Origin of the sequence: Paramuribaculum intestinale (assembly GCF_030759015.1) — a bacterium.
Taxonomy (GTDB): Bacteria; Bacteroidota; Bacteroidia; order Bacteroidales; family Muribaculaceae; genus Paramuribaculum; species Paramuribaculum intestinale.
Map to the genome: position 1 here is coordinate 1,132,795 of NZ_CP098825.1, position 19,917 is coordinate 1,152,711.

At 51.5% G+C, this 19,917-nt stretch carries 14 protein-coding genes; 7 read left to right on the forward strand and 7 right to left on the reverse strand.

What is annotated here, in order from left to right:
* Nucleotides 1-21 precede the first annotated feature (21 nt).
* The 7 genes from NF347_RS05005 to NF347_RS05035 all read right to left on the reverse strand — a co-directional run bounded on the left by NF347_RS05005 (nucleotide 22) and on the right by NF347_RS05035 (nucleotide 12,719).
* Complete coding sequence (locus NF347_RS05005) at nucleotides 22-1,209, reverse strand: class I SAM-dependent rRNA methyltransferase (protein WP_107035836.1); 1,188 nt, start codon at nucleotides 1,207-1,209, stop codon at nucleotides 22-24.
* Between the two features lie 21 nt (nucleotides 1,210-1,230).
* Nucleotides 1,231-2,595: an RIP metalloprotease RseP gene (gene rseP / locus NF347_RS05010; protein WP_107035837.1), complete on the reverse strand. Its 1,365-nt coding sequence runs from the start codon at nucleotides 2,593-2,595 to the stop codon at nucleotides 1,231-1,233.
* 25 nt (nucleotides 2,596-2,620) lie between these two features.
* Nucleotides 2,621-3,787, reverse strand: coding sequence for a 1-deoxy-D-xylulose-5-phosphate reductoisomerase (locus NF347_RS05015; protein WP_107681513.1), 1,167 nt, complete (start codon nucleotides 3,785-3,787; stop codon nucleotides 2,621-2,623).
* Between the two features lie 196 nt (nucleotides 3,788-3,983).
* Nucleotides 3,984-9,293, reverse strand: coding sequence for a DUF4011 domain-containing protein (locus tag NF347_RS05020; RefSeq protein ID WP_107035839.1), 5,310 nt, complete (start codon nucleotides 9,291-9,293; stop codon nucleotides 3,984-3,986).
* 165 nt (nucleotides 9,294-9,458) lie between these two features.
* Nucleotides 9,459-10,079 (reverse strand): lysine exporter LysO family protein, encoded by a 621-nt coding sequence (locus tag NF347_RS05025; RefSeq protein WP_107035840.1) that lies wholly within the window; start codon nucleotides 10,077-10,079, stop codon nucleotides 9,459-9,461.
* A 28-nt stretch (nucleotides 10,080-10,107) separates the two neighbouring features.
* Complete coding sequence (locus NF347_RS05030) at nucleotides 10,108-10,377, reverse strand: hypothetical protein (RefSeq protein ID WP_107681512.1); 270 nt, start codon at nucleotides 10,375-10,377, stop codon at nucleotides 10,108-10,110.
* Between the two features lie 35 nt (nucleotides 10,378-10,412).
* Nucleotides 10,413-12,719 carry a patatin-like phospholipase family protein gene (locus NF347_RS05035; protein ID WP_161953399.1) on the reverse strand — a complete coding sequence of 769 codons (2,307 nt, stop codon included), beginning with the start codon at nucleotides 12,717-12,719 and terminating at the stop codon, nucleotides 10,413-10,415.
* 262 nt (nucleotides 12,720-12,981) lie between these two features.
* Between NF347_RS05035 and NF347_RS05040 the strand changes: the two genes are divergently transcribed.
* The 7 genes from NF347_RS05040 to NF347_RS05070 all read left to right on the forward strand — a co-directional run bounded on the left by NF347_RS05040 (nucleotide 12,982) and on the right by NF347_RS05070 (nucleotide 19,863).
* The gene (locus tag NF347_RS05040) at nucleotides 12,982-13,440 is read left to right on the forward strand and encodes an Lrp/AsnC family transcriptional regulator (protein WP_107035843.1); all 459 of its coding nucleotides are present in this window, start codon (nucleotides 12,982-12,984) and stop codon (nucleotides 13,438-13,440) included.
* Nucleotides 13,441-13,451: 11 nt separating this feature from the next.
* The gene (locus NF347_RS05045) at nucleotides 13,452-14,240 is read left to right on the forward strand and encodes an inositol monophosphatase family protein (protein ID WP_107035861.1); all 789 of its coding nucleotides are present in this window, start codon (nucleotides 13,452-13,454) and stop codon (nucleotides 14,238-14,240) included.
* 32 nt (nucleotides 14,241-14,272) lie between these two features.
* Entirely contained in the window at nucleotides 14,273-14,785 is a 513-nt protein-coding gene (locus NF347_RS05050; protein WP_107035844.1) for a nitroreductase family protein, read from the forward strand.
* A gap of 197 nt (nucleotides 14,786-14,982) precedes the next feature.
* Nucleotides 14,983-16,188 (forward strand): nicotinate phosphoribosyltransferase, encoded by a 1,206-nt coding sequence (gene pncB / locus NF347_RS05055; RefSeq protein WP_107035845.1) that lies wholly within the window; start codon nucleotides 14,983-14,985, stop codon nucleotides 16,186-16,188.
* Between the two features lie 140 nt (nucleotides 16,189-16,328).
* A complete protein-coding gene (locus tag NF347_RS05060) occupies nucleotides 16,329-17,918 on the forward strand; it encodes an AAA family ATPase (protein ID WP_107035846.1) in 1,590 nt (529 codons plus the stop codon).
* Nucleotides 17,918-19,258 carry a vWA domain-containing protein gene (locus NF347_RS05065; protein WP_107035847.1) on the forward strand — a complete coding sequence of 447 codons (1,341 nt, stop codon included), beginning with the start codon at nucleotides 17,918-17,920 and terminating at the stop codon, nucleotides 19,256-19,258. Before NF347_RS05060 ends, NF347_RS05065 begins: the two co-directional genes overlap by 1 nt.
* Nucleotides 19,246-19,863, forward strand: coding sequence for a YgjP-like metallopeptidase domain-containing protein (locus tag NF347_RS05070; RefSeq protein ID WP_107035848.1), 618 nt, complete (start codon nucleotides 19,246-19,248; stop codon nucleotides 19,861-19,863). Before NF347_RS05065 ends, NF347_RS05070 begins: the two co-directional genes overlap by 13 nt.
* The last annotated feature ends 54 nt before the right edge of the window (nucleotides 19,864-19,917 follow it).

The following is a 19,917-nucleotide window of genomic DNA, read 5'->3' on the forward strand; positions in this document are numbered from 1 at the left end:
TAAGATTTGACATTGATGGGGTTATTCGACGTAAAGTATCAGTCCTTTGAGGTATTCGCCTTCGGGATGATATATATTGACAGGATGGTCGGCGGGCTGTGTGAGCTGATGCAGTATTCTCACTTTACGCCGGCTCTCGGCTGCAGCCGAGAATACCGCGAGCCTGAACTGTTCGCGGGTGATGGCCTGTGAGCACGAAAATGTGAACAGTATGCCTCCCAGGGCGATTTTGGCGAATGCCTTGGCGTTGATCCTCTGATAGCCGCGCAAAGCATTGCGTATGGCGCTGCGGTGTTTGGCGAAAGCCGGCGGATCAAGCACTATCAGATCGTAGGCTCCATGCGGCATATCGGTAAGAAATTTGAATGCATCTTCGGCGTGCGAGCGGTGGCGTGTGTCATCGGGAAAGTTGAGATGTATGTTGGCATCGGTCAGTGTGACCGCTTTGGCCGAACTGTCGACAGAGTCGACGCTCAAGGCTCCGCCGCGCATGGCGTAGACCGAAAATCCGCCGGTGTAGCAGAACATGTTTAGCACACGGCGTCCGGCGCTATATCTTTCAAGCAGCGCACGATTGTCGCGCTGATCCACGAAAAATCCGGTTTTCTGTCCCTTAAGCCAGTCGACATGGAATTTCAGTCCGTTTTCTGTCGCTACATTGCCGGCGTAGGCTCCGATGATATAGTCGTTTTGCGGATCAAGGCGGGCTTTGAACGGCAGTGTGGTTTCGGATTTGTAATAGACGTTGGATATACCGGCTTCAGGCAGGCTCACCAAAGCGCGTGCTATGATGTCGCGCGCAAAATGCATGGCAGGAGAGTGGGCCTGCACCACAGCTGTGGGTCCATAGACATCCACTACAAGTCCCGGAAGGAAATCTCCTTCGCCGTGTACGAGTCTGTAGGCATCGGTGTCGGGGCGTATGACGCCTATGGTCTTTCGCATTATCCAGGCCTGTCGGAGCCGTGATGCGTAGAACGGTTCGTCGATAGGTTCGTCGGCCGACGACAGCATTCTGACGGCGATGGATCCGATCTGAAAATGTCCGGTGCCGAGCAGTCGGCCGTCGGATGCAGTCACCGTCACCGTATCGCCCTCTTCGAGGCCGTCGGGCAGTATGTCGATGGCTCCGGAGAATACCCAGGGGTGGAAACGGAGCAGTGATTCCTCTTTGCCTTTGCGCAGAGTTATGTTCTTGTAGCGGGTCATTGTCAAAATTATCGGGTGGGTTTATTTGAATGCACGGAATATGTCGTTGCCGTTGGCGTAGACGAGCAGCAGCAGGAGGAACAGCATTCCGGCGTATTGTGCGTATTCCATGACTTTTTCATTGGGCTTGCGGCGCGAGATGATCTCGTAGAGCAGGAACATCACGTGGCCTCCATCAAGTCCAGGTATGGGAATTATGTTCATGAACGCAAGAGCTACCGAAAGAAATGCCGTTATCTGCCAGAATCCATACCAGTCCCATTTTTCAGGGAACAGGCTGCCGATGGCTCCGAATCCGCCGATGCTCTGCGCACCCTCGGATGTGAACACGTATTTCATGGAGCTGACGTAGTTGGCCATAGTTCCGGTGCCGTTTTCCCATCCTTTGGGGAATGACTGGAACAGACTGAAATGCTGGCGAACGGTGGGGTAAATTTCTGTAATGGGCTTCAGCTGAAAGCCGAGTTTGCCACCTTCGGTCGGTGTGGCTTCAACAGTCATGGTCTGTCCGTCGCGCATCAGCGTGATCTGTGCCTTGCGGCCGGCTTTGGCGAGAAGCGCCGGAACAAGTTCGGTAAAGGCCGGAGTAGCGGTGGAGTCAACGGCGATGATACGGTCGCCCTCCCTGATGCCTGCTTCGGCGGCGGGGCCACCGGGTTGCAGTCGGCCGACAAATGCCGGCACACGGAACGACATGAATCCTCCGCGTTCGTTGATCTTCAGAATGAAGTTTTCGGGTATGGCGATGCTTACTGTGTCGCGATGGTCGCGGAGCACATCGACTTTCGATGCCGAGGCTATTACGTAGGCGAAGTCACCTGTGGATGAGTCGATCTCTTTGCCGTCGGCTTTAAGAGGGATGTCGCCGTTGCGGAACCCGATAGTCCGGGCTTCCTCTACGAAGTCCATGCCTTCATAGGCTTCCTGCAGAGGTATGTAGGCTGATCCCCAGTGCCATGCTATGCCGGCATATATGATGATGGCCAGAATGAAATTGAACATTACGCCGCCAAGCATCACAAGCAGACGCTGCCATGCCGGTTTAGCCCGGAATTCCCATGGTTTTTCGGGTTGTGCCATCTGTTCTTTGTCCATCGATTCGTCGATCATTCCGGCGATCTTCACATAACCTCCGAGCGGCAGCCATCCGATGCCATACTCAGTGTCGCGCCAGGAGGGCTTTTCATTGGCTTGTGCGTCGGTCGCGCGGTCTTTTTGGCGCGGTTTCCACTTCACAAGCGAGAACCACGGATTGAAAAACAGATAGAATTTCTCGACCTTTATGCCGAAAATGCGTGCGAAGATATAGTGGCCGCACTCATGTATGATGACCAGAAAGGCCAGTGCCACAATGAGCTGTGCCGCTTTGATGAGAAATGATTCCATTTTATGTCAGAGTATAGTATGTGACTTAGAGTGTTTTTATTATTTCGTCGGCTTTGGCTCTCGCCTCGCTGTTGACAGCTACGTAGTCATCGTAGCCGGGGGCGGGTACAAATGTGGTGGCCATGCGGGTCTGTTCGATGACCTGATAAATGTCGGTAAACCGGATGCGCCCGGCCAGGAATGCCGCTACAGCCACTTCATTGGCTGCATTGATGGCGCAAGCGGCGGTGCCTCCGTGCTCAAGAGCGGTGTAAGCCAGTCCGAGGCAAGGAAATTTCGACATGTCGGGCCGGAAGAATGTCAGCGCAGCATAATCCTCGATTCTGAGCCGTCGTTCGTGGCTGTCGATACGTGTGGCGTCGCCAAGCGCATAACGGATTGGCAGATGCATGTCGGGTATGCCAAGCTGTGCCTTTACTGCGCCGTCGCAGAACTGTACCATGGAGTGGATGATGCTCTGCGGATGTACCACAGGTTCGATACGGTCAGCTTCGAGTCCGAAGAGCCATCGTGCTTCTATGATCTCAAACGCCTTGTTCATCATTGTCGCCGAGTCTATGGTGATCTTGTTGCCCATGCTCCAGTTGGGATGACGAAGGGCGTCGGCCACGGTTACATCGGCGAGCTGCTCTTTGGTGTGGTTGCGGAACGGTCCGCCGGAGGCGGTTATTATCAGACGGTCGACAGTGGCGGGATCTTCTCCCACCAGACACTGGTAGATGGCCGAATGCTCCGAATCCACAGGCAGGATCCGGCTCGCGGATGCTGAGAGCAACCGGTCGATCAGTTCACCTGCCACAACGAGTGTCTCTTTGTTGGCCAATGCGATGTCTTTGCCGGCGCGGATAGCTCTGATGGTAGGTTCGAGTCCGCTGTAGCCTACCGTGGCGGTGACCACAGTGGAGAAGTCGTCACGCTCCATGGCGTCGGCGATGGCCTTCGCTCCTGCAGCGGTGGCTATACCAAGTGGAGAGAGGGCGTCGCGCAGTTCGGCGTACTTGCTTTGGTCGGCAATTATAGCCAGTGCGGGTCGGTGTATGCGAGCCTGTTCGATCAGATCGTTCACGCGCGTGCCGGCAGCGAGCACCGTCACCTTGAACCGGTCGGGGCACTGGCGTGCTATGTCGAGCGTCTGTGTGCCTATCGATCCGGTGGAACCTATTATCGCTATGTTTTTTATTGTCTGTGTCACTTTAAGGTCAATAAGTAACTCTCTAAAATAGTTTTTATATCAGTAACCCGTGGCCTGCTGCGGCGCTTTTTGCGAGTCACTTATTACTGCAAAGTTACGCAAAAACGCCGGATTCTGCAGCAAAGTGACGAAAAACACGGCTGCCAATGATGACTTTGGTGGTTGTATGATGCTGAATTACTGTTGTATCGATTGTTTACTGGCGTGTCTTCAACCTGATGTTTTCTCCGACATATTCGATTGTGTCCGACGATTTCATATCGGTCAGCACTCTTTGGAATGCAGCGTCGATATTTGTGCTGCGACGTGAGAAACCGAGTTTTCTCGACGCCATGAATATCAGGTCGACGGTGTTTATCGCCACCTGTTCGGTCAGCACTTCGGTAGCGACGTTGGCCAGCTCCACATCGGGGATATCCGAAATGTCACGTCCGGAATCGTAACGGTACCATACATACTCATGGCTGTCATCGGGGCTGATCCACAATGCGTCGCTGTTGTCGGTATAGAACCGATCGGTCTGAATCCGGAGATTTCTGACCATTGCCTGCGACATACGCGGAATATTGCGCAGACTGGAGATGCGGCGGCAGAGATAAGTGAAACAGATCGGTTGTTCGATGGATATGATGTTGTGCATCAGCTCAGCATCAGGCATGTTGATCGCCTCGTCAATGCCAGCAAAGTATCTGACATATTTTTTAGCGGCTGATTTCTTTTTTTCGATCTGCTCGGCCGAAATGTCGAATGCGGGCTTGAGAGAAGGAGTAGCGACGGAGCCGGACTGTGTGTTGATTTTCTCAATGATCCGGTCGATCACCCGCTCCCTGTTGTTGAACCAGTCGACACTCCATACCCGCATTATCTTCCAGTCGAGAGCCGTAAGCACGGCGGGCTGCACTATTTCGCGGTCGCGTGTGGTGTGGGTGTCGCGGTATGCCTCTCCGTCGAGCAGTATTCCGAGGTCGTAGACTCCGAGGCTATCGGGGTTGCATACGGCCACGTCGATACGGAACCGTGAACGGCCGACGTCGGTGGCGACGGCATATCCGCGTTTACGGAGTTCGTCCGCTATCTGTCGGGCTATCAGTGTGCGCTGATGTCCGGCACTTGTAAGTATAGTGGATGGCAATGCCTGTGTTTCGGCATATTGCAGGAAGTGTTTCAGTCCTTCCACGCCGCGTGCCTTGGATCGCCGCAGGTCTATGTCGGACGATTTGAGGGTGGAGAATATATACATTTCATGACGGGCACGGCTCACAGCCACATTCAGCCGGCGTTCGCCTCCGGCATTGTTGAGCGGTCCGAAATTCATGGAGATACGTCCCTCCCGGTCGGGTCCGTAGCCGATGGAGAAGAGTATCACGTCGCGCTCGTCGCCCTGAACGTTTTCCAGATTCTTCACAAAGATAGGTTCAGGCATGGATGAGGCCAGTTCCTGCAGCGATCTGTCGCGATCGAAACGTTCCTGCAGAAGATCCTCAATAAGTCCCTGCTGCATCACATTGAAGGCTATGACCCCGATGCTGTATCGGCGCAGGGCCTCATCATCAATACGCCGCACGATCTCGCTGACAATGGACTCAGCCTCGGCTCTGTTGCTTCGCGAGCCACCTTTGTCGTAGCATCCAGTCACCGGCACATAATGCACTTTGGTGGCTCTGTCGTCGACGGAAGGGAATGTGATGAGCGAGCCGTCATAATATTCATTGTTGGAGAAAGCGATCAGGCTTTCATGACGTGAGCGGTAGTGCCATGAAAGCTGCAGAGAGGGCATGTCGAGTGTCCGGCAGTCCTCAAGAATGCTTTCCATATCGTCAATGCCTGCGTCCTCGGCTTCAACAGTGTTGGCAAAATAGCTTGTGGGGGGCATCTGTTTCGGGTCGCCGACCACAATCAGCGCATTGCCGCGCGCGATAGCTCCGACAGCCTCGCTTGTGGGCATCTGCGACGCTTCATCGAATATCACGAGGTCAAATTTGTCGGCCGACAGATCGATATATTGTGCCACGCTCATCGGACTCATGAGCATACATGGACACAGTCGCGGCATCAGTGTGGGCAGCTGGTCGAAAAGGTCGCGCAGCGACTGCCCGCGGCCTCCATTGCTTATGTTGCGGTTGAGAAGCCCGATCTCGCTGCTGCCGGGAGTGTTGTCGGTCATCCGTGGAATTCCGGCTGCAAGCCGGGCATATAGCTCCTTGCGTGTGATGGTCTGGAATTCGTCGGTCAGACGCCGGTAGGAAGCTATTTTTTCGTCGAAGAGCATCCCTTCGAAAGTGGCAAGGGTGTCCGATCCTTTAATTTTCACGTCGGTCTTGTACTTGAAAAGAGCCTTAAGAAATGCGTTCCTGAGGGCGCTGATGTCGCATGAGCGTGTAGCCAATACGTCGACCACGCATCCGAGTCCCATAGTTTTGAGCCGGTCGCCGTATTCCGACCAGTGAAACCAGTCGCGCATCAGTTCCGGGTGGCTCGACCATCGCCCAAGCTGTTCAGACGCTCGGTCGAGAAGCGAAATATCGGGCATTTCATCCTCGGGAATGTCAATGTTGAGGTGGCGGCGGAGTATATGCCTCAGGTCGTCGATCTTCTCATGCTGCCGCCGGTATGCGGTGAGATTTTCGATAAGCTGATCCACTTCGTCGACAGTGATGAATTCGTTGAACTGCCGGAGATAGTTGATGAAACTGCGTTTGGCGAACATACGCGGAATAAACCATTTTGACTTGGCTCTCCGCCATTCGCGGTGGAGTGTGGCAGGATCTTCGCTGAATATGGCCGGCAGATTGTCGCGAAGCAGCCGTTCGCGTAATGCTTTTGTGTCGGAAAGGGTGCCGGCCTCCTTACGGAGCGTTGTGATCGTGAGAGCATCGTCGGCCATGCGTCGGGTTGCTTCATTTCTGTCTATGACCATGTCGCGGTCAATACAAAGTCCGTTAAGGGGGTGTTCTGACGGCTGTCCGACAAGTTTAAGTACGGCTTCAAAATCACCTCCCAGCAGATCTTCAATCCCTTTGACTCCTTCTTTCTGCAGCAGCGCATCGAGATTGTCGTCAAAAACGAATCCTTCAAGCGGTTCGCTTCCGATCTCTTCGTATCTGATTATGCAGTCGTAGAGCGACAGCCCGTCGATCGTGTCCGGAGTGTGGAGTGCGTCAATATATGCTATAAGCTCCTTCCGTCGGGCAAAAAGCCTGTCGGCCCGGTCGGTAAATTCTGCCGGTGCAACTATATGGACCACTTTCAGAGCTTTTTCCAATTGCTGCAGCACATGGCGTTTGGTGGATTTATTGGAGTGAAGTTCGAGGCAGAACGGATCAAGACCTATGTCGGCCAGACGTTTCTGCACGACACTCAGCGCCGCCATTTTCTCGGCGACGAACAGCACCCGTTTGCCCTGGTAAAGTGCGTTGGCTATCAGATTGGTGATGGTCTGCGACTTACCGGTTCCGGGAGGTCCGTAGAGTATGAACGAATTGCCATTGCTCCCTTCAATGACGGCCGCGATCTGTGAGGAATCGGCCGATACGGGGAGCACCAGATCTGTCGGTGGGACACTTTGGTCGATATTTTTAAGATCCGTCGCTGCGGGCGTGGGAGTCCAAGTCAGTCGGTTGGCAAGCAGGCTATTGATGATGTCATTCTGCGCAAGCTGCTCGCGATGGGTATGGATGTCGTTCCACATCAGGAACTTGCTGAACGAGAAATTTCCGAGCAGGCATTCTTCTTCCACATCCCATCCTTTCTGCTCTTTAAGCGCGTCACGTATGATGGCGAATATCATCCTTACATCGACGCCGCTATTGTCGGCAGGCAATGTGTGCAGACCGTCGATGGTTATGTCGTAGTTCTGACGCAGAAATTCCATCAATGTGATATTGAGCGAAATGTCTTCTTCGCGTGTGCGAATATAATAATTGCTCTTTTTGTAGACCATCTCTACCGGGAGCAACAGCAAGGGCGCATAGCGCGGAATCGTGGACTTGGGTGTTTCAAACCACCGCAGCGCTCCGATAGCGAGATACAGCGGATTGGCACCGGTCTCTTCTATTGTATTGCGTGCTGTACGATAGATATGCTTGAGAATGCTTACAGTTTCCGCTTCGGCTAGGAAAGTGTGGAGCAGATGATGGTGCTCGATGTCATCATGAATAAGATCATGAAGCGGTTCGAACAGTTTCGATCTGACAAATCCGTAGTCGGCCGGCGGCATGGGTAATTCAGTGTCAGGTTTCGACTTGATACAGTATTCCTTTCCATCGTGAAGATGATCCTCTATTCTGTCGATATCGAAAGAGATCAATTGTATAGACCGTCGGCGGAATGACAGATTGAGAAGAGTGTTGCGCAGCGAGAAGTCAAGAAGCTTGCGTTCCCACATATCGAATTTAGTCAGTTCTTTGCCGGTGTTGGCAAGCCGGCTCAGATCAAACCGGTCATGCTCCTTTACATCAAGCAGACATGAGTCATGCTCTACACCGGTGTTGTCGAAGCTCCATGCACCGTTGTTCTCTATTCTGGATGGGAGTGGCAATATCCGTTCGAGGCGGCTTCTCTTGATATCAACAAACAGCTCAAACATGTTGTATTGTGCGAGGTTGGCGTCGGCCATCTTGACAGCCTGCCCGAATGAAGCGTTTTCATGTAAGGCATGTGTGCATTCAATCACAAGCATCTCGTCGATGCCACACGAACATTTTTTTTCTATATATGACGGATCGTCGCATACGCTGCACGGGTAACAGTCGTTGACAAGCCATACGCCGAGATATGCATGGCCTTTTTGAAATATGATCACGCAATTGATGCCTATGGCTTCCAGTACAGTGGCCATAAGCAGTGTCAATTCTATGCAGTTGGCGATTTTAGTGGCCACGACTTGATCCGGCATTGTGATGCGTTGTCCGACAGCCTCATAGCTGGCAGGCACTCCGCGATAGACTATGCCGAGTCCATGTATGGCGGCGAATACTGCTGCCACCTGCTGACGCACGTCGTTACAATCGCCGGTCTGATATTCATTGAGCGATGATGACCCGGTGAGTCGTTTCAGCATTTCGGCGCTTTTCAGCACGATGCTGTTGATGGCCGGGTGATTTGGTGTTATGAATGAGGCGATCGTCTGCGGAAGCGTTCTTATTCCGGTCCAGTGATCGTAGGGCATAAGTTCGATGACGTGTTTTCCTTCGCAGATGACAGCTCCGCGGCTTGTAACAGTCAGAGTGAACTCTGTCACGACTCGTTCAGTGATTGAAGCAAGCTCGGACGCTTCGGGAATAATGCTGAATGTGCCTATCCTGACGGTTTCCCCGGGGTTGATCCCGGCTATGGTTTCGCTGTCATAGCGTGATATGAATTCTCCGGTGCATGACACTGTGATTCCGTCGACCGGTCGCTCCGATATATTGGTCAGCTCTATAGCGTGGCATACGGGGATATGGTTGTGAAACAGCGCATAATTGGCTGTCTGAAGATAGTCGACGCTGATCTGAAGTGGGTTCATTGGGATATATGCTTGAATCTGATGTTTATAAAAAAAGCCAGGACCGGTTCTGCAATAATGCGATATATAGTAGTGGCAGGACCAAACTCAGCAAATTCTTATATATGCAAATTTACACGTTTTTTTTGAAAACTATGCTTCGGACAATCGAAAATGTGGCAGCAATCAGATGGAGCAGAAAAAAGATATGAAAAAAGGAGTGGATATGTCGATCAGCACTCCGTGTATGATCGCCGAGGGAATATAGGATGGGCCACACCATCGGCGTATGGCCGGAAGACATACGTCGACCGATGTCACTCCCGCGGAAGAAATGACGGCCTCCGGACCTAACCATCTCCGGATCAAGGGGGCGCCGACAAGCGTTGTCAGTTCGCGGAAAATGTTGGCGAGCAGAGCCACAGTGCCGAGCTGGGTGGCTATGGCGACGCCGAGAGAGGGTTCTTTGAGTTGGGATACGAGTATGGAAGATAGCGAATAATATCCGCAGGCACTGTTGACGGCCAGACATTCAGCCATATTCCAACGGCTTATGAAAAACGAACCGACAGCGGTGAAAATCAGTGTGCCGCACATTGTGGCGACCGGCAAAAGCACGTCGGTCATACGCAGCGAACGGAGCATGCGTCCCAGGTCGGGATTGGTTCCGATGCCAAGTCCTACCTGAAACATCAGAAAATACAATAGCCAAATCGACAAGCTATGGAATCCATCGATGACACCGGTCAAGCTCCCTGTGATCCATCCGGCAATAAAGCACAGAAGCACTATAATACTACCCTTCATGACTATTATATGGATATAAATAGGCGGATCAACGACCTTTGCGTAATGATTTTTTCAGGATGAATACAGCCGTGAAGCTGCCGGCCAGTCCGAGTGCTGTCAGCGTCACGGCATCGGCCATAACTCCCGCCAGATCGTTGTTGACGGCAGGAGCCGCTCCGACTGTAAATCCGAGCACAAATACCAATATGCACACTGTCACGGTGACCAGTCCGGCGATTTTCGACGGCCATGCATTACTTCGCCATATCCTGCCGACAAGGATGCCGGCAGCCAGAATGCCGATAATTTCAATCATGATCAGAATGGAGTTTTCGGCAAAATTACGAAAAATCAGTGAAGAAACCGAGGCGCGAGCACAAACAGCCCGAGTGAGATGCCGAAATTCCAGTTGCGTGCCGGATATGAGCAATAATTGGCATATGCGCTCAATGTGGCGAAAGGCAAAGTGAATGCCAGGGCTGATTCGCCGAAAAAGTGTGCTGTGCCAAATCTGCGGCCATAACGCGCTGTGCCATCGGGATTTTCCAGAATACGACGATAGGGCATGAAAGCACACAATGTAGTGCGAAGCTGCACACTGGAGCTTATTTTCCATATCGGCACCATCGATGCGGTGACAAACGAGTTGGCTCTCAATGCCGGATTGAATGAGTTGTAGGTCGATGGCGTTGGAGTGTAGGAGGGTGCCATGACAAGCGTGGCGCCGTAGCCCGACTGCAGACCACGGTTGGATATCAATGCCTGAACTTCCGTGCCTAAAGCAGCTTTACGCCCGATGGTAAAATAATGTGTGGCCTTGACTTCGGCCTGTCCGATAATGGTGTGTCGGCTTATATCGGCCGTGTGGTCAGTGCCGGCCGGTTCGAATCGATATCGACCGGTGGCTCCTGTCAGCCTGATATTGATGTGGGAGCCTGACGTGGGGTAGTTGATATTGTCGAGCGTATTGTATTCATAGCCCAGGCGTCCTTCGACAAGATGCCGGTAGGTATGATCGCGCAATGATGAGCGGAAATCGGTTCCTGAGGTCGGGAAGAAACGGTTTTTTATCAGTCCGGCTCCTATACCGAATTCGAGTTTGGCCGGACGTCCGGCCGACATGACGTAGCTTATCCTGCCGAACAATTCGGTATCGGTGACGAATATGGGTATGTTGTCCTGAAAGAAGAGTTCGTCGCTTTCATGAAACTTCTGTCGCGACGCTACAGCCTGAAAGCGCAAGGCGGAAGGAATGCGGGTGAGCAGGCTGAAACGGGCGTCGATGAGCGCGGCCTGATAGCTCTGGCCGAGCCAGATATTGGCACTGGTAGTCAGCGAATTGAATGATAGCGTGTTATATCCGCCTGAAAAATAGAGCATAGACGAAGTTGATGTTGACACGTATCCTCCGGCGGCTACCTGAAAGTTGTTTTTCACGTTGGCCTTTAGCCGAAGGTTAAACATGCCGGTAGAATCGTCGTAAACAGCCTGTGGCACAAGATTCTCCAGTTTGCCCGGGGTGATAGCCCTGTAGTAGGAGTCGCGTGCTCTTTTTATACCGAATGTGTCCGGTGTATTGTGGGTGAACAGATAGCGGATAAACTCGTTCTGACGTGAAGTTCCACCCTCTACACTGACTGAATCGAATCTGACATAAGGTGTGGCGGCCTTGAACGCCATGCGTCTGATCTGCCGTACTTCTGATGGGATGCGTGTGGTCACGCGTGTCTTGATCGAGTCCATCATCTCCATGGCGGCACGGTAGCCTATGGCATAGATTGTGTCGGCCTTGTCGAAATCAAGCACACCGTACATGCGCACCGGCACATTGATGCTGACGCCCCAGTCGGCCGGCATGTCATAGTCGTTGTTCTGTATGATCATGTCCTCAAGCTGCTGAAGCACGTTGTTTTGTTGTGGTTTTTTATCCGGTCCGGATACGTTGGATCCGATCATTATATCCGGAGCGAAATCAGTGCGCATCACATTGAATGGATAGTTGTCATATATGCCGCCGTCATATACCAGCACGGAATCGATCTCTATCGGACGGAACACCAGCGGAAAACTCATTGACGCTCTGACGGCATCGCCGAGCGATCCGTGCGACAGCACTATCTTGTGTTTGCTGTAGACGTCGGATGTGACCGTGCGCAGAGGCACAAACAGCCGGTCGAAGTCGCCGCCGCATTGAGCCGTGTAGGCTGCGAACAGATCCATGAACGCGAAATTCATCGGCAACGGATTGATCAGCGAGGTAGGCAATACCGACACAGGGCGTCCGTTGCCCGACGATCCGAGGTTGACTTTGACCATGGCGGGCGAGGAGGGTTCGCGGTCGAAATAGTAGAGGTAGTCGGGATCAATCTTACCCGTCGACCAGTCGGCGAAACCTTCAGACTTGATAAGCGCCATCATCTCGTCGGGAGTATATCCGGCTGCATAGAGGCCGCCGACCACCGCTCCCATCGAGGTACCGGCGATATAGTCGATCGGTATGTCATTTTCTTCAAGCGCTTTTATGACGGCTATATGTGCTATGCCTTTGGCGCCGCCTCCGCTGAGCACGAGTCCCACGGCTTGATGTCCGATATAGTGGGCTGAGTCGGTCGGCAGGGTGGCGTCATGTGCGTATGCGGATGCATAGATGCATATCATAGACAGAAGACAAATAATGCGATCATTCATGAGAGTAAATGATAAAATTTGACCGGCAGACAAGTGTTGATGTGTCGACAACTTGCAAGTCTGCAATTGTTGAAACCTGATATTACAACAACATATCCGACATTTGGTTTTGATCTTTATGTCGTATTTATTCGGTCATTTTTCACAAAGATGGAAGAATGCTTAAACAATAAGATAGGGTTGTAGGGCTGACAATTTTTATTTAATTTTGCATGACAATTGACAAAAACATATGGGACGACAACAATATGACAGCCTCGACAGGAAGATTCTCGAGATGCTGACCGAAAACGCACGGGTTCCCTTTCTGGAGATAGCAAGGGAGTGCAATGTTTCGGGAGCGGCTGTACATCAGCGTATTCAGAAACTCACAGCTTCAGGTGTGATAAACGGATTCGAATCGCTGATCAATCCATCGGCAATGGGTTATGAAACGTGTGCTTACGTCGGTTTCTTTCTGAATGAGCCGTCGAGCTATGAAACGGTCGTGGAGCAGCTCCGCCATATTCCTGAAGTGGTGGAATGCCATTACACTACAGGCAAGTACGATTTGCTGGTGAAGCTTTATGCGCGCAATAATGCCCACATGCTCCAGATAATACGCGACAATTTCCAGACTATCGGTGCGGGACGCACGGAAACGCTTATATCTTTCAAAGAGGAATTCCGCCGTCAGGTGCCGATTGAATGATGTCAACGATTATGGACCGAATGATCGACGACATAGCGCTCAACGCTATGAGCTGGGCCCGTGAGGCCGGAGCGTTGCTTCTGAAATATTTCCGTGGCGATGATCTTGATATACATACCAAGCTAAATGACAGCGACATAGTCACAGCTGCCGACAAGGCGAGCGAAGCGCTGCTGATAAGCCATATACGGGAATGTTATCCGTCACATGCGATCTTGTCGGAGGAGAGCGGCGCCACTGATGGCGACAGCGGCTGGAGATGGGTGATCGATCCGCTTGACGGCACAACAAATTTCGGTTCCGGACTGCCGGTATATGCTGTTTCCATCGGTGTCGAATACAAAGGAGAAACCGTGATCGGAGTTGTTTTCGCTCCATATCTCAACGAGTTTTTCCATGCGGTTAAAGGTCAGGGCGCTTTTTTGAACGGAAAGCCCCTGAAGCCGTCGACCATTGACAGTCTTAGCCGGGCAGTGGTCGCAACAGGTTTTCCGGTCGACAAAAATGTCACCTCCGACAACAATCTTGATAATCTTGAGCGTGTCATGCCTATGGTGAGAGGTATCCGCCGGCTTGGATCGGCCGCAACTGAAATATGCTATGTGGCCGCCGGTTTTCTTGATGCACATTGGGAACTTAATCTCCACAGATGGGACGTAAGCGCGGCTCTGCTGATAGCCGATGAGGCCGGGGCTCGACACCGTTTTTTTCGCGATGACCGCAATATCTCTGTCGTCACTGCATCGCCGCAGATTTTTCCGTTGATAGATCCACTGCTGTCGGAATCAGCGCGTAAGTGATATAATCTACAACTATCTCAAAACGTTATAATATGGAATTCAGCAAGCTGGTGGGCACCAGATATTCATGCAAGCAATATTCCGAGAGAGTGCCGGATGAGGCAACCATCCAGTCGATACTTGAAATGGCACGGCTGGCGCCGACAGCAAAAAATCTTCAGGAGCAGCATATCTATGTGGCCAGATCGGCCAAGTCGCTTGAAGCCATCGATGCTGTGACACCTTGCCGCTACGGAGCGCCGGTGGTGTTGATAGTGGCATTTGACAAAAATAACGTATATACATATCCGGGAGGCACACGCGACTCGGGCATAGAGGATGCCTCGATCGTGGCCACACATCTTATGCTTGCGGCGGCCGACTGTGGCGTGGATTCATGCTGGGTCAACTGCTTTGATCCTGACAAACTGCATGAGGCGCTCGGCCTGCCCGAACATGAGGAAATACTGATGATTCTTGATCTCGGATATGCCGCTCCGGGTGCCGGACCGCTGCCGAATCATTTCTCGCGCAAGCCGCTGGATCAAACCGTCAGCCATATCTGAGCGTTGTATTTTTAAGAGTATGTTTACTTTTAACTTTATGAAATCTTTATAGCTCTTTTCGACCAATTTTAAGCTTTTGTTCAGTCATTATGGAACCCCATAACTCCTTCACAAAATCTAAAAATTGACTCGAACATATTCTCTAAATCTTAACATAAGTCAAAAGTAAACACACTCTAAGAACAAAAATACAACCCATGCAGCAGATAATCACCCATTTCACAGACGACGATCTGTATAAATTCACAATGTGTGTGGCTGTGATAGACAATTTTCCGCGCACACAGGTGAAATATCGCTTCAACGACCGCAACAACACGGTGTATCCGGCTGGGTTTGCCGACGAACTGCGTCGACAGATCAAGGCTTTGGAATCGGTGATCATAACCGACGAGGAGATCGACTTCATGAAGCGTCGGTGCAGCTATATTCCCGACTGGTTTTACAGTTACCTGAAAGGTTTCAGATACGATTCGCGTCAGGTCAGCGTATTTCAGGACGACGAAGGACACCTCGACATAACTTTCGAGGGGAGCTGGAGCAGCACCATTTTGCTTGAAGTAAAGGTGCTCGCAATGGTTTCGGAGCTGTATTATATCATGACCGGAGATGCCTACCGACTTGATTATGCAGAGTTCGGACAGCGTACTGAAGCCAAGGGGCGACGTCTTGTGGAGGGTGGATGTGTGTTCAGTGACTTCGGGACACGTCGCCGCGCATCGTTCCGGGCGCAGGATGTGGCTGTGGCCTCGCTCGCCGGAAGTTCGCGCTGCGACAATGGCGGCAATGGACGCTTTGTGGGCACAAGCAATGTGTATCTGGCCATGAAGCATGATCTGACTCCGGTCGGCACTATGGCCCACGAGCTGATATGCGCCATAGCCGGAATGTACGGCCCACAGATGGCCAACTACATGGCTATGCGCATCTGGAGTCATACATACCGTGGCGCATTGGGAACATATCTCTACGATACTTACGGGTGGGATATATTCAGCCTGAATTTTTCAGAGGATTACGCCAATATGTTCAAGGGGCTGCGGGTGGACAGTGGCGACAATTATGAGCAACTCGACAAAATCACGGCCAAATATCGTTCGCTTCATATCGATCCGATGACAAAACAGGTGGTGTTCAGTAATGCGCTCGATGTCGACGAGGCGATAGCCTTGCAGCGCTATGCCGAGGGGAAATGTCAGCCATCTTATGGCATAGGCACGCACTTCACAAACGATTTTGCAAATGTCAGGCCAATGAATATTGTGATAAAGCTCACATCCGTGAAGATAACCGAGTCATGGCCATTCTACTTCCAGACATGCAAACTGAGCGAAGACCGCGGAAAACATTCAGGCGATCCTGATACAGTAGAGAGGTTCAAGGCGCTGATACATCTCGAATAAAACCGACATCAGCTTTCACATGCAGCGGCTACCCATTTAGAAAAATATATGGGCGGCGTGTCAGATTATGTGGAACAAAAATTATAATTTTGTGCCGTAAACTGATCAATAACCTTTTGACAACACACACGATTGGATTTATGGCCAAGAAAACAAGACCGAGGCAAGCGGCAGACAGTAGCGACGATGCGTCAATGACGGCGCGCATAAAGGATGTGATATCCTGGATGAGCAGGGGAGTGTATGAGAAAGATCAGATTGTGGCTATGGCTCTGCTATGTGCCGTGGCCGGGGAAAATATGTTTCTTCTCGGACCTCCGGGTACAGCCAAGAGTCTTGTCGCATCAAGGCTCAAGGACGTTTTTGACAATGCCCGGTCGTTTGATTATCTGATGTCGCGTTTCAGCACTCCTGATGAAATTTTCGGCCCGATATCAATATCTAAGCTCAAAAACGAGGATCGCTACGAGCGTCTGACTGACGGCTATCTGCCCACGGCCGATGTGGTGTTTCTTGATGAAATATGGAAGGCCGGACCATCAATACAAAATACGCTTCTGACCGCCGTCAATGAACATATATATCATAACGGAAGCAGCACAGTCAGAATCCCCATGAAGACACTCATAGCCGCAAGCAATGAACTCCCGGCTAAAAACGAAGGACTGGAGGCTCTATGGGATCGCTTTCTGGTAAGAATGGTATCCAATTGCATCGAAAGCGAATCAGCATTCATGAAGATGATCCAAGGCGATGCCATGGACAACTCTCCTCTGGATTCAGACAGGGCTATAACATCGGAAGAGTATGGGCGATGGCAGAAGGAGTCGCGCAGCGTCGGACTGGGAACAGATGTGGCTGCTTCGATCAAGGCATTGCGTAAGGCATTGATGACGCTTGAAAAGGATGATGAGGGCCATCTGCGTTTCTATATATCCGACCGGCGCTGGAAAAAATCGTTCGGGCTTATGCAGACGTCAGCATTACTAAACGGTCGCCGGCAGATAGATATGACTGACTTCATATTGCTGATCCACTGTTTCTGGAGCGATGCAGAGAGCCGTGAACCGGTCATCAAAGCCGTGCTCGAATCCATGGTGTCGCCGATATTGAAGCGGCTTTCGTCGGTAGATCGGGAAATAAAGCGGATATTACGTCCGTCGGAGTCCGACAAGACTGAACGGAATGCCGCCGGGCGGTTCAAGGAATTCGATTTCTTTTATTATCGGATAGATGATTATCCCGACGGCGAATGCCTGTTTGCCAAATGGGATTACAACGGTCTGGACGATTCGCGGAGTGTGGCAGGCATACAATATTTCGACAAAGCACGCAAGCGTTTCGTCATCCATGCCATGCTCCCGGGGCGTCCGCTTGAGAGCAAGTCATCGGATGGCGACAGTATAAGGCGGTGCGAATTGCAGAAGTGCAGGGGAGGATTGTTTGTCGACGGCATTCCATATACGTTTACAAGAGCCGACTGTGACGAGGCTGACACCGTGAGTTCCGGAAAGGCCAAGCCTGTATATCAGCGTGTCGACGATCTTAAAAACGAATTTGCAACGCTCCTGGACGAATGGCGTGCGATGGTAGATCACAATTGGAAGACACCGGTCAATATATTCCTTTCGTCGACCGATATGGCTTTGGTCAGGAAGAAAATAGCCGAGGCTGAACAATCGGTGACCGAAACAGAGATCAAACTGCAGAATCTTGCATCATTGCTGTGATGAGCGATACGGAACGCATAAATAACCGGATCGACACGTACTCCGAAGCATTCGATTTCTATATCGAGCGCAGGGAAATGCCTCCGGAGATCGCTGCTGATGATCAGCTTGGCGCATACATGCGTCAAGTGATCGACGAGAATCCTCATCTGGTCAGCGTCGATCCGCTTTGGGCGGAGGTGCTGAAAGAGAATCTTATGGATTTTTTTCAGGCGTTGCTGCAGCATTTCGCCATCGTCGAACAGCAGCTTGCTGCCGAACTCGCGATGATAAATCGATTCAGAAGTGCGTCGATCGAACAGAAGCGCCGGCAATGGTCGGGAGTGGTAGGGCATATAAAGCAACGGTATACCAAGTATGAGGTGAACATCGACGGATATTCACAACGCTTTGACGGCGAAAACAACGATGCAGTGTTCGCCGCGCTTACCTCCGACTGGGAATCGGCCTGTCGCAACCATGCGGAAGAGACCCGCAGGGAGATGCTCGCGCGCTCGAAACAGAACTGGGCACAGCGCTTCCGTGAGATCGGCGATCAGGACTATATCGAACGACGCAAGATTGAGGATATAGTCTATAAGTCGCCTGTGTTGAGCGAGATTGTAGACATCATAGGCCGCGCCCGTGATGCCGACGGCACAGTAGACAATCTCATGTATAGCTATCTCCCGAAGGGATTGTCGTCGAATGATGCGGGCGAAGGTATTTCTAAAATTTCGTTCGGTAATGATATAGAACGTGTCACCCCCTCTGAAACCCTCCTGCTGTCGACTCCCGACACCGAGCAGCTGTTTTATCAGTGCTATGCCTTGAGACAGCTTCAACAGTTTTCGGCACCATCGGCGGCGCCTCTAAAGACTCAGATCAACAACCCCTTGCCACGGCCTAAAAAGGGGCCGATAATTGTAGCGGTGGACACCAGCGGATCTATGTACGGGCGACCGGAGCAGATGGCCAAATCACTTTTGATACAGCTTGTCAGAATAGCCCGCGCCGAACATCGGAGTTGCTATCTGATCACATTTTCTGTGAGAATCCGCTCTATCGATCTCGGGCGTGGGGCCAACATGCGTGCCCTTACATCGTTTCTGCAACAAAGATTCACAGGCGGCAATGGCGAGGAAAAACTGCTGATCGAGGCACTGAGGCTGCTGGAATCGGATGACTATGGTATGGCGGACGTGCTGATCATATCCGACTTCATATTCAATCCGCCCGACCGAGCCAATACCGAGCGTGTAAGAAAGGCGCAGAGCAAAGGCACACGTTTCTACGGACTACAGATCAACTCCAACAGCAAAGCCTTCGATGCATTGCTCGACCGCAAATGGAAAGCATGAAACAGCCTGAATTCATCATCAATCCGTCGCTGAGGCTAAGGACTGCTCATATAAATGTGGCATGGCATCAGGTAGACGGTGGCATAATAGACCGCGAGGGCGAATATCTGTGTGCCTCGTGCCGATATATCGTCGACGGCCATACTGTCATGATCATCGTCGCCGATCTGCCGCAGATAGATATTATCTATTCCCCGTCGACAGACTTCAATGATACTGGCATTCAGGAATGGCTACGTGTCACGCTTCGCGACCATATTACTGCGCAGGCCGAAAAAGTGCTGCCCGAACGAGTCAGATACTGGCTCGAAAACAAAAGACTTGCCGGCGGTGGAGTCGTAATAAAGCGCTTGCCTAAAAATGTGCTCGGCCAATGCACTTACGACAATGTCATCTATCTCCCACCGATGCTCGTAATATTCCGAAGCGACTGGATTGACGGGGTGATACTTCACGAAATAGCTCATTTTCGTCACAAACATCATCGGAAACCATTCTGGGATCACCTGAGCGTTTTGCTCGGAGAGGATGCACGCCATAAGGATGCCAAGACAGATATCTGCCTTGCGCCATATTTCCCATACTATTGTTTTTTGATGAAATGACTGACTTCGCTATGTATGCTTCTGTAAATCAGGTTAATACGCACAATAAGGCAT

Bases quoted from the DNA above. Each gene is read 5' to 3' on its own strand.
- NF347_RS05005 (WP_107035836.1), bottom strand. From the start codon at position 1,209: ATGACCCGCTACAAGAACATAACTCTGCGCAAAGGCAAAGAGGAATCA.
- NF347_RS05025 (WP_107035840.1), bottom strand. From the start codon at position 10,079: ATGAAGGGTAGTATTATAGTGCTTCTGTGCTTTATTGCCGGATGGATC.
- NF347_RS05060 (WP_107035846.1), top strand. From the start codon at position 16,329: ATGGCCAAGAAAACAAGACCGAGGCAAGCGGCAGACAGTAGCGACGAT.
- NF347_RS05070 (WP_107035848.1), top strand. From the start codon at position 19,246: ATGGAAAGCATGAAACAGCCTGAATTCATCATCAATCCGTCGCTGAGG.
- pncB (WP_107035845.1), top strand. From the start codon at position 14,983: ATGCAGCAGATAATCACCCATTTCACAGACGACGATCTGTATAAATTC.
- NF347_RS05050 (WP_107035844.1), top strand. From the start codon at position 14,273: ATGGAATTCAGCAAGCTGGTGGGCACCAGATATTCATGCAAGCAATAT.
- NF347_RS05040 (WP_107035843.1), top strand. From the start codon at position 12,982: ATGGGACGACAACAATATGACAGCCTCGACAGGAAGATTCTCGAGATG.
- NF347_RS05045 (WP_107035861.1), top strand. From the start codon at position 13,452: ATGGACCGAATGATCGACGACATAGCGCTCAACGCTATGAGCTGGGCC.
- NF347_RS05035 (WP_161953399.1), bottom strand. From the start codon at position 12,719: ATGATATGCATCTATGCATCCGCATACGCACATGACGCCACCCTGCCG.
- rseP (WP_107035837.1), bottom strand. From the start codon at position 2,595: ATGGAATCATTTCTCATCAAAGCGGCACAGCTCATTGTGGCACTGGCC.
- NF347_RS05020 (WP_107035839.1), bottom strand. From the start codon at position 9,293: ATGAACCCACTTCAGATCAGCGTCGACTATCTTCAGACAGCCAATTAT.
- NF347_RS05065 (WP_107035847.1), top strand. From the start codon at position 17,918: ATGAGCGATACGGAACGCATAAATAACCGGATCGACACGTACTCCGAA.
- NF347_RS05030 (WP_107681512.1), bottom strand. From the start codon at position 10,377: ATGATTGAAATTATCGGCATTCTGGCTGCCGGCATCCTTGTCGGCAGG.